A 13,600-nucleotide genomic window follows, 5' to 3' on the forward strand; every position below is an offset into this window, starting at 1 on the left:
AGCGGTAGATATAAAGAACGGCACAACTGCTTGATTGACGTATCTATGCAAAGCTCCATCGTCACGAAACTCATTTCTCTGCTGACACTCGTCAGTGAAACGCACAAACCAATGACTTTCTCCCAACTGGTTGATGCCAGCGGCCTGAACAAGAGCACGCTGCACCGACTTCTTGCAATCTGCATGGAAGAAAAGCTGCTGCAATATGACAAGCAGCGGAAGACATATCTTGTAGGTCCGAAGATCTTTGAATTGGTGCGCAACGCCTACCATGGCTATGATATCCAGATCCTCGCTCTCGACGAAATGCTGCGCTTGCACAAACTGGTCAAAGAGAACGTGACCGTTGGAGTGCCCGAGGGCAATGAAGTGGTGTATTTGCGGATCCTGGAAGCAGACATACATTGGGGCGCAACACAGCGCCCCGGAATGCGCGAACCGATACACTGTTCAGCTTCGGGAAAGGTCTTGCTTTCGTTCCTTCCCAACAAGACGATACACTCCCGTTTGGAAGGCTACGAATTCACCCGGTTTACGGATCGAACGATCACCAGTGCCGACGCGATGTGGGAGCAGGTCCAAACCATCCGCCTGAACGGCGTGGCAACAAACGACCGAGAAGAGTACGATCGCCTTCTTGGGATGTCCGCACCAATCTTCAACTACGTGGGCGAACCGATTGCCGTATTGAACATATGGACGATCGAAGACCGGAAATCTCTGAGTGAGCTCACCCAGTGGGGCTCCGAATTGATCACATCAGCCGAGCGCGTCACAGCGCTTATCGGGGGTGTCGCGCCATCGCTTCAAAGCCTCGAAGACGACTGAGCAGCTAAGGTTCACATCCATGTTCCGAATGGGCGCGCCATGGCGAAGCCAAGCCCATTGCTCGGGCCGGTGATCAGAGCGACCCGGCCTTTCAGATAAACATCGAAACTGGGGCAGTGACGGCAAGCTTCTGGGGTGGTGTTGTGGCGGCCATCCTCACACCTTCTCAGCGTCGGGCACGGAGTAGCCCGCCGCGTAGGTCGCCAGTATCTTTTCGATTATCGCCGCTCTGGGCTGTGAAACTGCGAAGCGGGCTGGATCAACACCCGGCAGGTTGTAGGGCGCTTGTCCATCCACCATGTGGGCCGCGAGATATTGACCGCTGCCGCCCCCCGTACCTATGCCAGCCGAAAAACCGGCAGCGATCCAAAGGTTATCGTGAGTTGGCAGTGTGCCCAACATGGGCAAACCGTCTGGCGTATAGCAAATAGGGCCATTGTTGGCGACTTTGATACCCGCCTCTGCCAGCACAGGCATGCGCGTCATCGCTTTTTTAAAATGCGGCATCAAGCGGTCAAGGTTCGGTACAAGAAGCTCTTGACCAAAATCAGGCGGAATGCCGTTCGTGCTCCACGCCACGGGCTGGCTTTCATAGATTCCCAACAATATGCCGTTTCGTTCCTGACGAATGTTGGCGGGGATCAGCGGGTCTCGGACTGTTGGCAACTCAAACCCAACCTGTGCAACCTCGGCACTGTCCTCCGTGATAATCTCGTGATGCTCCAATGGATAAAGCGGAAGATCGAGCCCCAGTTGAACAACCATTTCACGCGCCCAAAAACTGGTCGCGATGACGATGTGCTCAGCCGTATAGCTTTGGTCGCCAGAGTGGACGCGCCAACGCGCATCCGGCAGTTGTTCTATCTTGCCAACGGCGCTGTGCCGTTTGATTTGTGCGCCGCGCGCACGCGCGCAAGCTGCCATTGCAAGTGTTGCTCCGCTGGGGTCAACATATCCATCCTCTGGCGTATGCGCGGCACCCAGCACATTGTCCAGCGACATCAGCGGATGGATTTCTGGAATTTCTTCCGGTGTAACAACACGGTACGGTACGCCCAGCCGCTCATAAACAGGTTCAAGCTTCTTATACGCCGCCAACTCCTCTTTCGTCGTTGCCAGTCTCAGGCTACCCGTCTTATGAAAGCCAATGGATTGACCGCTTTCTTTCTCGGCGCGCTCGTAGACCTTCAGCGTTTCGACATATAGGCGCGTCATTTCGGCATCATGTCCAAAATGCGTGCAATTACCTGCAGCATGCCAAGTAGAGCCCGACGTCAGCTCGTTCTTCTCCAACAGCAATGTGTTGGTCCACCCTCGTTCTGCCAAAGCGTACAAGACGCTACAGCCAACAATACCGCCGCCGATTACAATTGCTTGATAGTCTGCTGCCATCTGCTTGCCCCAATCAATGACCAATCGCTGCATCGATCAGCATGATCAACGCCCAATCCATGTGTCTAGCTTGTCGCGCAATTCCATCGCCGGGGTCGCATATGGGACAAGGCGGCGCACGATAGGTTGCAATGGAAATCGCTCAATCGGCGATATCGGGAAAGGTAATTCGCTCTCGGGGGCACCCAAAATCCGCTTCACCAGCGCTCGGGCCATGACCGAGGTCATCAAAATGCCCCGACCACTGTATCCCAACCCCGCGAATATGCCACTTTCGGGCTCGTACAGCCTTGGCATCATATCGCGGGTCACGGCGATCCTGCCCGACCAGGTAAATGAAGCTGACGCATCTTTTAAGACCGGAAAGGTGGTACCAAGCCCACGTCTGAGCCGTCCCAGTCCGCCCAACGCGGCCACATCATCCACGCTGCCGACACATCCGAAAACGAGCCTGAAATCCCTGTCATAGCGCGCATAGTAAATCGCGCGGCGCGTGTCCGCTATCGTCACATTGCCAGGAAGAACCTGGCTGCGGGTGGCCGCATCCAGAGGTTGGGTGGCAAGAATAGTTGTAACCATCGGTACAATAGTCTCACGCAACCCTGGCCAAAGACCATCCGAGTAGGCATTTGTGGCGAATACAACTCTCTTGGTTACGACAGAGCCCTGTGGCGTGGCGACCGTCCATTGTGATCCATTTTTTTGGATTCCCACCGCAGATGTGTCTTCGAAGATCGACACACCAAGGCGCTCCGCGGCTTCCGCAAATCCCCGCGTCAAGGACAACGGATGAACATGTCCGCCGTTTGGATGAAACAGAGACATCGCATAATCGGGCGATCCCGACCGCTTTTGCGTGGCAAGACGATCCAAAAGGCAAATCTTTGCGCCAACTGAATTCCACGCATCACCAAGGTGTTCCAGGTTGGAAGCGGACGCATTGCAATGCGCGGCCTGAACCCACCCGTTCTGTACAAAATCACAAGACACGCCATAGCGGTTAACATCCGCCATAAGGTCATCCGTGGCTGACAGGGTAAGTGCCACAAGCATTTCCGCTGTCTTTTCACCAAGCCGTTGACACAGCTGGTCCGGTGTCGCGCGCCACATTGGATTGCACTGTCCACCGCTGCGCCCTGATGCGCCGTATCCAACTGCTTTACCTTCCAGCACAGCCACCGACATGCCCGCATCGGCAAGCCCAAGCGCCGTTCTCAAACCTGTAAGTCCTGCACCAATAACGACCGCATCAGCAGCGATTTTCTGTGCCAAGGCGGGCCTCGACACTCTTGGGCTCGCTGTCGCGGCCCACAGAGAGCCGGGCATGTGACTTTGCGAAGATGCAGGATACAACCGGACGACTCCATTTTTTTGTATATCAAAACTATTATTTTTTATTACCAAATTTTCGAGCCAATTTCTATACTTTTTACCTAGCCGGCGCATGGCAGGCGCGCACAGTTAACCGATGCAACGAGTGTCCGGCGGACCCTGGGCCCTGTCGCCTTGAGCGTTGAAGTATTTGCCCTGCATGCTGCGATTGCGCGTAAAGTTTCTACTGCAACACTGACAGTTGCTGAAAGGCAGTGCGCGACGGTTTGCCTCGCCGATAGCGTCGGTCTTTGCTTTGAACGCGCACCATCCAGCGTCAGGCCTCAGGAAGATCGATCACGTGGTACCATCCGATACGGTCACGGTGCCCACCCTGAACGCAGGGTTCGACCTTTTTTGTAAGCCTAGGTCGTACGGCGCAGCGAAAATGACATGTACTTTGCTTTGCAACGGATAGAAAAAAGGCAGGTCGTCATGAGCTACCGACAGAAGCGGACGTTCGACGGTGGACTTGCGCGCACCTACCAATTCCTAGCTGACCGCAAACCGATCAACAGACGGAGACAGGAACGGATTTACACCTAAACGGTCCGAGTCATGACCAACACTTGCTACGAAACTCTAGGCTACGTCGTCATTCAGTCGCGACAGCAAATGGCCAATCGGGTGGTTCTCATTTGTCAGGTCTTTGAGTGTGAGCTGGCAAAGAGAGTCAAAAAAAGCTGTCTGCGCGACCTTCAAGGCTGTGGTCAGCGGGCACAGCGGTGAGAAGATGCAGGATCCGCCATCCGCCCTCATGCATTCAACAAGCTCGCTTTGGCTTTCGAGGTCTCGCAAGACGCTGCCGACGTTTATCTCTTTGGTGTCTTTAGCAAGCTTCAATCCCCCCGCCCTTCCCCGCATTGAAACGACATACCCTTCCCGAACGAGCCACTGGGTGACTTTTGCAAGGTGATTGTATTTCGCTCCGTGGATATTCGCGATCTGACGTGTCGTCAGTATATGCTTGTCGGCCACCGCGAGGTGCATAAGTATGCGGACCGCATAGTCAGAGAACTTTGAAAGCTGCATATCTGACTCGTATCGTGTTTTACTGGTAGTTCAAATGCATAATATGGGGATCATCGACAGAGTTCCCTCTGAAAGCCGCCACCGGATAGGCCGGGTGATCAATCTAGTCGGAACTCTTGCTGCTTGAGATCAAGTTCGTGCATCAGAACTTGGGCGGATCACCGGGCGTCTTCTGAAACTCCGTCAAACCAAAGGAAAGACCACGACCAATCCTGTGCACCAAAGCAGACCATTGCTCACGCTGGGGGGAGCTGATGTGTGTCTTTAGCACTTCATCAAACAGTACGAGCCACCCCTCGAAATGTGCAGGTCGGACATTTCCCGCATCCATATGCGCACGCATCGGATTGCCTGAATAGGATCGTTCAAACAGCAAGGCATTGGCCCAGAACCGGGTGATTTTTTCTTCATGCTCTGGCCAATTTTCGACGCGCTCAGCAAATACCGGACCCAGTGTCGCGTCATCCCTGACGCGCTGGTAAAATTCCGCCACCACTTCGGCGATGGCCTGTCGATCAACATCAATTCGGGGCGGCATCATTTGATAAACTCTCCGATTTTGCTCGGGCAGGATAAGGCGGTTTTACGCCATACGAAAAAATAGTCATTAGTATATTTTTACTTTGGACTACCCTGATAGACATAAAGAGTTTGCATTGTCATCAACCGAACCCGGGGACACGGTGTCCAGCGCCGACAATATTCACACCGCAAAGGATAGTCATAAAATACGCATTGTAAATACCATTTTAAAAATGTACGTGTGCACACATTGATTTTTTTGCTTAGACCGGCCAGAAATCGAAGGGAAAAAGCACTGGACGAGGGCACCAAACCACGAATTAGCACTTGCGACATGCTCTTGCGGACATATGCAAATGGATGCGGGCGAACCGGGGTGAATGCGTTTTTCAACACCTCCCCCTATCGCAGCTTTGGGCAGGCACAATGACAGGTGACGCTTATCGATCGGCAACAAGGAACTTCACATGCTGATTACAGCGCGAATGATAGTTGTAATGTCCCTGCTCATCTGGGCAGGAGCATCGATTTCAGCCAATATGATTGCCGCCCCCGCAAAATTTCAGGTAGCCGATTTGACGCGAGCGGTCGCCCTGCAAGTCGGGCGCGTGCAGTTCTTGTGGGTCGGGTATCTGGAAATGTTCCTCGCTGCATTGGCTGCACTTGCGTTCGCAACCGAAACGCCCCGTGTGCAAGCTCTTGTGCTGGCTGCCCTGTCAGTCTTTACAATTCAACACTTCGTCGTCCTGCCCCGATTGTCTATACTGACTGATCAAGTGATTGCAGGCACTGCCCTGGGTGGCTCAAAGTTGCATCTGATCTTTATCGCATTGGAATGCACAAAATTGTTTGCCTTGCTGCTGGCCGCGGCGATGGCGTTACTCTCCCCTACACTTCAAACAGGACGGATCTGATATGGATGTTGCAGCAGACGCCGCGCCCCGGTGGAAAGCGCGCCGGGTTGAGGAGCCAATCATTGTGGTGATCAAGCGCTGGTTGCGATTGGCCCTATCGGATCTGAAACGGCACCCGGGTGCGGCGGGGTGTTATGGCATCGCCCTGTGCGTTGCCGGATGGGTGACCCTGTCGTTGCTGTGGTACTTCAACCTCGAATGGGCGGTGCTGCCTATTCTGGCGGGCGGCATGCTGGTCGGCCCACTGGCCACAGTCGGCCTGTATAGTATCAGTAGGCGCGGGCAGGACGACGGGATGACCGACGTTGCCTCTCCCGACCAGATCATCTTGATCGGCATCATCCTGATGGTTTTTGCTTTGGCGTGGATCCGCGCCGCAACACTCATCTTTGCGATTTTCTTCGGCCTTCTGCCCTTCGCGGGGTTTGTCGAGACGATGACGACACTGCTGTCGACCCCGCAAGGGATTGCAACGATTGTAGTTGGCGGCGTCTTTGGCGGACTGTTTGCGGCGCTCGGCTTTGCGATCTCAGTCTTCTCAATTCCAATGTTGGTGGATCGCAAGATCGACTGTTTCTCTGCGATGGGCCTTAGCTTCAATGCGACCACACATAATTTCCGCCTGATGATCAGCTGGGCCGTTGTTGTCTGCGCAGGCATCCTGATCGGTCTGCTTACTGGGCTTGTTGGCCTCATCATCATTTTCCCACTGCTCGGGTTTGCAACATGGCACGCCTATTGCGACCTCTTCAAAGGAGAACGCACATGACACCGTCCCTGCCACGAGGTGCAAAAAAGTACTCGCAAACCAAAACCTTTGACGAGACAACAATCCCACAACCGCTCTTGAGCAATCACAGTACCAAGCCCAACTCCTGGGGGTTGATCGTGATTAAAAACGGCCAACTGATTTACACGCGGATCAATCAGGAAGCACGGATTTTGAACAGCGAAACCCCTGGCGTGATCCTGCCCGGAGAACTGCACAAGATTGCACCGGATGGACCAGTTACCTTCCACATCGAGTTCTACCATGACGCTGACGCACAAGTCGCGGATCGCGACAGCGACGAGGTGGCGCTATGACAACCTTTGAACGTATCGAGATCAGCGTCATCTTCGTCGTCACTTTCGCGGTTTTTATTCTCGGCGTGGCAATCTTGGGTTTTGGACGTGAGATTGGTTACGTGTTTCACGGGTGGCTGATCGCAATTGTAGCTGGCTGGGGGTTGATGAACTTGATCAACCGCATGAACGACAAACAGCCCGATATTCCCCATGAATACGCAGATACCGTGATCAAGTGGGGTGTTTGGGCTACGTTCATCTGGGGCGTGATCGGGTTCACCATTGGCGACCTGCTCGCATGGCAACTGGCAATCCCGTCATGGAACGGGGATATGTCGTGGTCCAATTTTGGGCGGGTCCGCCCTATGCACACAACCGCCGTGATCTTTGGTTTCGGTGGGAACGCTTTGATGGCGACGTCTTTTTATGTTGTCCAACGCACCTCACGCGCACGGCTGGCGAGCGAAGTCTCTCCTTGGTTTGTGTTCTTCGGCTACAACCTGTTCGTTCTTTTGGCCGTCACCGGCTACCCGATGGGCATCACTCAATCCAAGGAATATGCTGAGCCGGAATGGTACGCCGATTTGGTGCTGACTTTCGCTTGGGTGGGCTATCTGTGGCTTTACATGCGCACGCTGGCCAATCGGGCAGAGCCGCATATCTACGTCGCAAACTGGTACTACATGGGCTTCATCGTGGTGATCGCGATGCTGCATGTGGTCAACAACCTCTCCATGCCCATCAGCATCGCTTATCCAAAGAGCTACTCGTTGTTTGCGGGGGTTCAAGATGCGATGACGCAGTGGTGGTATGGCCACAACGCTGTGGGCTTCCTGCTGACGGCGGGCTTCCTTGGCATGATGTACTACTTTCTGCCCAAGGCGGTGAACCGTCCGATCTATTCCTACCGGCTGTCCATCATTGGCTTCTGGGGGATCACGTTCCTGTATCTCTGGGCCGGGTCGCACCACCTGCATTACACCGCCCTGCCCGATTGGGTGCAGTATCTGGGCATGACCATGTCGGTCATACTGCTGGTGCCCAGCTGGGGGTCGGTCTTCAACGGTATCCTCACCATCAACGGCGCGTGGGACAAGGTTCGCACCGATCCTGCCGTGCGCTTCATGATGGTTGCCATGCTCTTCTACGGGCTTGCCACCTTCGAGGGATCATTCCTGGCTATTCGCCCTGTGAACACGCTCAGCCACTACACAGACTGGACTGTGGGCCACGTGCACGCAGGCGCGCTTGGATGGGTTGCCTTCATCAGCTTCGGCGCGATGTACAAAATGGTACCATGGATCTGGAAACGCGAAGGTACCTATTCGCTCAGGCTGGAAGCGTGGCATTTCTGGCTCGCGCTGTCTGGCACGCTGATCTACGTCGGCGCCATGTGGAACAGCGGTATCACCCAGGCGCTGATGTGGCAGACCTATGATGCTGACGGGAACTTTGTTTACGCCTTCATCGACACGGTGGATGCGATGCGGCCCTACTATTTTGCACGTGCCATCGGTGGCCTGTTGTACCTGATCGGCGCGTGCCTTGGGGCTTACAACATCTACATGACCGTCAAAGGGCCCGCCATGGCACCGGCCCCCGACAAGCACCGTCCAATCATGCAACCGGGGGAATAGAGCAATGAGCACAAGACATCAAAAGCTCGAGCGCAATGGCGTAGGATTTGCCTTGATGATCCTTTTCGTTGCCTCCCTGGGCGGACTGTTTGAGATCGCCCCTCTGTTCACCATTGAAAACACAGTGGAAAAGGTCGACGGGATGCGCCCTTATACGCCGTTGGAAACCGCCGGGCGCGACATTTATGTGCGCGAAGGGTGCTATGCCTGCCATAGCCAGATGATCCGCACCCTGCGGTCCGATGTGGACCGCTACGGGCATTACAGCTTGGCCGCGGAATCGATGTACGACCACCCGCACCAGTGGGGCTCCAAACGGACCGGGCCGGACCTGTCGCGTGTGGGTCAGAAATACTCCGATACATGGCATGTCGCGCATTTGGCCAATCCTCGCGAATTCGTCGAAGGCTCCGTCATGCCCGGTTATTCGTTCCTGTTGGACAGGAACCTTGAAACCAGCAGCCTGCAAGGGTCGTTGATCGCGCTGCGCCGTGTCGGCGTGCCCTATACGGACGCACAGATCGAAAACGCGAGCCAAGATGCACTTTGGCAGGCGGATGCAGACGCCAATTTCGAGGGTGAACTTCAAGACAGTTACGGAGAGAACGTCCAAGTGCGCGACTTTGACGGCCAACCTTCAAGGCTCACTGAGATGGACGCGCTTGTCGCCTATCTGCAGGTGCTGGGCACATTGGTCGATTTCGACAGCTTTGATGCGGAGGCGAACAACAGATGACCCACGACACTGTGCTTGTATTCTCCAAAACATGGGGCGCGGTTTACCTGCTTGTCGTGTTCTTGCTGGCCGCTCTCTGGATCTACTGGCCATCACACAAGAAAACCTACGACAAAGCCGCACAATCGCCTCTTACAGATGAAGAGATCAAACGATGAAACCTGAACTGGACGAACCAAGTGGCCAACACACGACTGGCCACGAATGGGACGGGCTGAAAGAACTGAACACGCCCGTGCCACTGGTCTTTCGCATCTCACTATGGCTGACCATCGCAGTTTCCGTGATCACCTGGGTGCTCTACCCGTCATGGCCGGGCATCACCGGGTACGTCAAAGGCGTCACCGGCTATTCCTCGCGCGACCGGATCGCCGAAGCCGTTGCAGATCGCCAGATACTACGCCTTGAACAGATGCCCGAATTTGCATCCCTCGACGTGACCGAACTGGCCAATGACCCTACGCTTGAGGCGAAATACAGCGATGCCATTGCCGTGCTTTACCGCGACAACTGCTCTGCCTGCCACGGTCGTGACTTGAAAGGTCAGACCAATTTCCCGAACCTGACCGACGACCATTGGCTTTGGTCAGGCACGCCCGAGGAGATCGAATATACGCTGCAATACGGGATCAACCACACCAGCGATGACACGCGGTGGGCGGAAATGCCTGCCTTTGGCGATGGTATGTTGGAACGCCCCGACATTGCGGCGGTCGTGGAATATGTACTGAAAATCTCTGGCTCAGAGCATGACACAGAGTTGGCAAACGCCGGAGCAGTCGTATTTGAAGAGAATTGCGCAAGCTGCCACGAGGCAGGCGGCATCGGCGGAATGGAAATTGGCGCACCCAGCCTTGTCGATGACGCTTGGATTTACGGCGGCACGCGGGACGTGCTGACCGAAACGCTGAAACACGGTCGTCAAGGCGTGATGCCTGGCTGGTCTGGCCGTCTGACCGAGGAAGAGATCAAAAAGCTGACGCTTTACGTCCTTTGGGCTGGTGAAGATGGACAGGACTGAGAAAGAGCCACAATTCCGCAACAAGATGTTCGCCATGATAGGGCTGCTTTTGCTTGGCTATGTCGGAATAAAATCGTGGCACGTCTACATCTCGATTGACGCCTACCAGGGGCAAGTGCTGGAGGACAGCACCGAAGGGGCCGCAAAATGAGCGAGCAAAGCCTGACTTTCGCCCTTGATGGCGTGAACTGCGCAGGCTGTATCGCCAAAATCGAGCGGCACATAAGCGCGCAAGAGGGCGTTCTGTTGGCGCGCGGCAATGCCACCGTCAAACGCATCCGACTGGTCTGGGACTCGGATCAGCAGACACAAGACAGCTTGATCGACCAGATCCGCGCGGTCGGATATGACGCGCTGCCCTTCCAGATAGGAGATACCGCACCAGCCGAGCCTTCCTTGCTGCCGCAGTTGGGCTTGGCCGGATTTGCGATGATGAACATCATGGCAATTTCCTTTGCGGTCTGGGCGGGTGTCGCCACTGACATGGGCCCCGGCAGCATGCAGTTTCTGCATTGGATTTCAGCCGCCCTTGCGACACCCGTTGTCTTGTATTCCGGTGCGGTCTTTTACGGACCATCCCTGCGCGCTTTGCGACAGGGGGCGATGACGATGGACACGCCGATCTCTATCGCCATAGCAATCACCTATCTGGCCAGCCTGTTCGAGACCTTGCGCGGCACCGAACACGTTTACTTTGACGCTGTCACGGCGTTGGTGTTTTTCCTGCTGATCGGGCGGGTTATCGAGCGCGCACTGAAGCAACGCTCTGGCGATGCGGCGGAGAACCTGCGCAATCTGATGCAGATTGATGCAAAGCGCGAAGCTGCGGATGGGCGTATGGAGACTGTCCCGGCAGGTGACCTGCTTCCCGGCGATGTCGTGATCGTCGGCAGTGGCGAGCGTGTGCCTGCTGATGGCGCACTTTTGTCGGACCGTGCGCAGATGGATGAAAGCGTCATAACGGGTGAAACCCTTCCCCGGGAGGTCACTAAATCTCAGGCTGTTGTTGCTGGCGCCATCGTCCATACCGGTCCGGCAAGGATGCAGGTCACGCATGTTGGTGAGGATGCGCAGATCGGGAAGATCTCCCAGATGATAACCGATGTCGTTGCAAACAAGAGTGCTGCGCAACACCGTGCCGACCAATTTGCCCGCGGTTATATTCCGCTGGTGCTGGGTGGCGGTATTGCGGGCTTTGCCCTGTGGTACTTTGTTTTGAGTGCCAGTTTCGCAGACGCATTGATGATCGCGGTTGCCGTGCTGGTTGTGACGTGCCCTTGCGCTGCCGGGCTCGCAACCCCGGCGGTTTCCGCGCGGGCGGTCAACATGTTGATGCGCACAGGGGTCGTGGTCAAATCCAGCGACGCACTGGAACGCCTGAGTGATGCAAACATCGTGGTTGCGGACAAGACGGGCACTCTGTCCGAGCCGCTGCCGGTACTGCAGACCCCCGATGCCGAAGCGCGTTGCGCCGCCGCAAAGCTTGCAGCTGGCAGTGCGCATCCATTGGCCAAAATGTTGTGCGATGGCTTGGACGTGACGCCGTTACCCGATCTGCGGGAAATTCCAGGGCGAGGAATTGAAGCCCCTGATGGCGCACGGCTCGGCTCTGCACAGTTTGTTGGGGCACCAGACACCACAACAGAGTCCTCTACTCTGTGGTATCGCTCTGCCAGTGGTCAGATACATGGGTTCCAGTTTTGCGAGACCGCCCGCGCAGGTTTGCCAGAGATGCTGGTCGCCCTGGACAACCTGGACATGCCGCTGACCTTGTTGTCGGGTGATACACAGTCGTCCGTTGCCGCCTTTGCGGACAGAACTGGAATCCCTGCCCACCTTGGCAATGCTGCGCCGGACGACAAGCTGTCGTTTCTTGGAACGGAAATAAAGGCTGGCAAAAGACCTTTGATGTTGGGGGACGGGATCAATGATGCGCCTGCCCTCAAGGCGGCATATGTCTCGATCTCTTTCGGCGGCGCGACCGAGGTGGCACAGGTGGCAGCAGACATCGTGCTGGTCAAACCTGACCTCACATTGGTACCGCACGCAATTCAGATGGCCCGGGCCGCCCGCGACCTGATCGGGCAGAATCTGACGTTCTCAGCCATTTACAACATCGTGACGGTTCCACTTGCCCTTGCTGGCTATCTTAGCCCGCTTGTCGCCGCGATCCTGATGTCGTCTTCGTCCATCGCAGTTCTTGCGAACGGCCTCCGCCTCAAGATGCCCGAATGACATCCATTATCTACCTCATCCCCATCTCTATCGGCCTCGGGCTTTGCGCCCTTCTGGGGTTCTTTTGGTCCGTGCACTCCAAGCAATATGACAACATGGAAAGTGATGCCCATCGCATTCTTGAGGCTGAGGACAAGCCGATGAGCGATCTACAACGTGGGGCCCTTAACAGGATGGACGAGACATCCTGAAAGTCAGAGATCGCCAATTTCTGACGGCACAAAGACAGAACGCCCAGCCGCTTTTTGCCACTTTCACAGACACGAAGAACCTGAATTGCGATACTCTACACCTTACATTCCCGGCGGTTTTAGCGATGAAAAGTGCATCACGGGACCTTAATTGCCGATAGCGATATTCCAACACGCGATCTCACACCTCATTCGGCGTCACGACATCCGCACCGCCAAGTCTGAAGTCGGTGTGTCCGTCGTCATGGTTTTTGGGGCCAATGGCGGTCTAAACTAAGAGAGAGTTTGGCTCATCTGATTGGTTTGATTATGCGGCGTGCTGGCGGTGATGCAAGCGCCGCGCTTCGAGTGTCTTCCGTTTGATCCTTTCGCGTTGTTTGAGAATGGCTTTGTCCCGCCCGAAGTAGACGTCGGCGGGTGTGACGTTGTTGATGCTCTCATGATAGCGCTGGTGATTGTAGTGGTCGACGAAGGCTGCGATCTGGGCTTCGAGGTCACCCGGCAGGAAGTAGTTTTCCAGCAAGATGCGGTTTTTCAAAGTCTGATGCCATCGCTCGATCTTGCCTTGGGTCTGAGGGTGATACGGCGCACCACGCGAGTGCTTCATGCCCTTGTCCTGCAGCCACTCAGCCAGATCCCCTGAGACGTAGCTT

16 protein-coding genes are annotated in these 13,600 nt (G+C 55.5%); 11 read left to right on the forward strand and 5 right to left on the reverse strand.

Annotated features, from left to right (window positions below; genetic code table 11):
• The first annotated feature begins 45 nt into the window (after positions 1-45).
• Positions 46-828, forward strand: a complete 783-nt coding sequence (locus Q1A75_RS11760) for an IclR family transcriptional regulator (protein ID WP_299554728.1) — start codon at positions 46-48, stop codon at positions 826-828.
• Between the two features lie 156 nt (positions 829-984).
• Here Q1A75_RS11760 and Q1A75_RS11765 read toward each other — a convergent pair whose 3' ends face one another.
• From Q1A75_RS11765 to Q1A75_RS11780, 4 genes are all read right to left on the reverse strand, one after another.
• On the reverse strand, positions 985-2,253 hold the full coding sequence (locus Q1A75_RS11765) for an FAD-binding oxidoreductase (RefSeq protein WP_299554725.1): 1,269 nt from the start codon (positions 2,251-2,253) through the stop codon (positions 985-987).
• A 12-nt stretch (positions 2,254-2,265) separates the two neighbouring features.
• The gene (locus Q1A75_RS11770) at positions 2,266-3,492 is read right to left on the reverse strand and encodes an FAD-binding oxidoreductase (protein ID WP_299592328.1); all 1,227 of its coding nucleotides are present in this window, start codon (positions 3,490-3,492) and stop codon (positions 2,266-2,268) included.
• Positions 3,493-4,173: 681 nt separating this feature from the next.
• A complete protein-coding gene (locus Q1A75_RS11775) occupies positions 4,174-4,623 on the reverse strand; it encodes an Rrf2 family transcriptional regulator (protein ID WP_299554718.1) in 450 nt (149 codons plus the stop codon).
• 142 nt (positions 4,624-4,765) lie between these two features.
• Positions 4,766-5,164 (reverse strand): group III truncated hemoglobin, encoded by a 399-nt coding sequence (locus Q1A75_RS11780; protein WP_299554715.1) that lies wholly within the window; start codon positions 5,162-5,164, stop codon positions 4,766-4,768.
• Between the two features lie 478 nt (positions 5,165-5,642).
• On the opposite strand from Q1A75_RS11780, the gene Q1A75_RS11785 reads away from it, so the two are divergent.
• From Q1A75_RS11785 to ccoS, 10 genes are read left to right on the forward strand one after another with little or no spacing between them, the layout of a single operon-like run.
• A complete protein-coding gene (locus Q1A75_RS11785) occupies positions 5,643-6,059 on the forward strand; it encodes a hypothetical protein (RefSeq protein ID WP_299554712.1) in 417 nt (138 codons plus the stop codon).
• Between the two features lies 1 nt (position 6,060).
• Complete coding sequence (locus tag Q1A75_RS11790) at positions 6,061-6,828, forward strand: DUF2189 domain-containing protein (protein WP_299554709.1); 768 nt, start codon at positions 6,061-6,063, stop codon at positions 6,826-6,828.
• A complete protein-coding gene (locus Q1A75_RS11795) occupies positions 6,825-7,145 on the forward strand; it encodes a DUF1971 domain-containing protein (protein WP_299554706.1) in 321 nt (106 codons plus the stop codon). Before Q1A75_RS11790 ends, Q1A75_RS11795 begins: the two co-directional genes overlap by 4 nt.
• Positions 7,142-8,764 carry a cytochrome-c oxidase, cbb3-type subunit I gene (gene ccoN / locus Q1A75_RS11800; RefSeq protein WP_299554703.1) on the forward strand — a complete coding sequence of 541 codons (1,623 nt, stop codon included), beginning with the start codon at positions 7,142-7,144 and terminating at the stop codon, positions 8,762-8,764. The genes Q1A75_RS11795 and ccoN overlap by 4 nt, the downstream gene beginning before the upstream one ends.
• A gap of 4 nt (positions 8,765-8,768) precedes the next feature.
• Complete coding sequence (gene ccoO / locus Q1A75_RS11805) at positions 8,769-9,500, forward strand: cytochrome-c oxidase, cbb3-type subunit II (protein ID WP_299554700.1); 732 nt, start codon at positions 8,769-8,771, stop codon at positions 9,498-9,500.
• Positions 9,497-9,658 (forward strand): cbb3-type cytochrome c oxidase subunit 3, encoded by a 162-nt coding sequence (locus tag Q1A75_RS11810; protein ID WP_299554697.1) that lies wholly within the window; start codon positions 9,497-9,499, stop codon positions 9,656-9,658. Before ccoO ends, Q1A75_RS11810 begins: the two co-directional genes overlap by 4 nt.
• Entirely contained in the window at positions 9,655-10,521 is an 867-nt protein-coding gene (gene ccoP, locus Q1A75_RS11815) for a cytochrome-c oxidase, cbb3-type subunit III (RefSeq protein ID WP_299554694.1), read from the forward strand. The genes Q1A75_RS11810 and ccoP overlap by 4 nt, the downstream gene beginning before the upstream one ends.
• The gene (locus tag Q1A75_RS11820) at positions 10,508-10,672 is read left to right on the forward strand and encodes a hypothetical protein (protein ID WP_299554692.1); all 165 of its coding nucleotides are present in this window, start codon (positions 10,508-10,510) and stop codon (positions 10,670-10,672) included. Before ccoP ends, Q1A75_RS11820 begins: the two co-directional genes overlap by 14 nt.
• Positions 10,669-12,756, forward strand: a complete 2,088-nt coding sequence (locus tag Q1A75_RS11825; protein ID WP_299554689.1) for a heavy metal translocating P-type ATPase — start codon at positions 10,669-10,671, stop codon at positions 12,754-12,756. The genes Q1A75_RS11820 and Q1A75_RS11825 overlap by 4 nt, the downstream gene beginning before the upstream one ends.
• A complete protein-coding gene (ccoS, locus tag Q1A75_RS11830) occupies positions 12,753-12,947 on the forward strand; it encodes a cbb3-type cytochrome oxidase assembly protein CcoS (RefSeq protein WP_299554687.1) in 195 nt (64 codons plus the stop codon). The genes Q1A75_RS11825 and ccoS overlap by 4 nt, the downstream gene beginning before the upstream one ends.
• A gap of 307 nt (positions 12,948-13,254) precedes the next feature.
• Here the strand turns inward: ccoS and Q1A75_RS11835 are convergent.
• A partial coding sequence (locus tag Q1A75_RS11835) for an integrase core domain-containing protein (protein ID WP_299639966.1) occupies positions 13,255-13,600 on the reverse strand: 346 nt, incomplete at its 5' end.

Origin of the sequence: uncultured Tateyamaria sp., from assembly GCF_947504105.1 — a bacterium.
Classification (GTDB): Bacteria; Pseudomonadota; Alphaproteobacteria; order Rhodobacterales; family Rhodobacteraceae; genus Tateyamaria.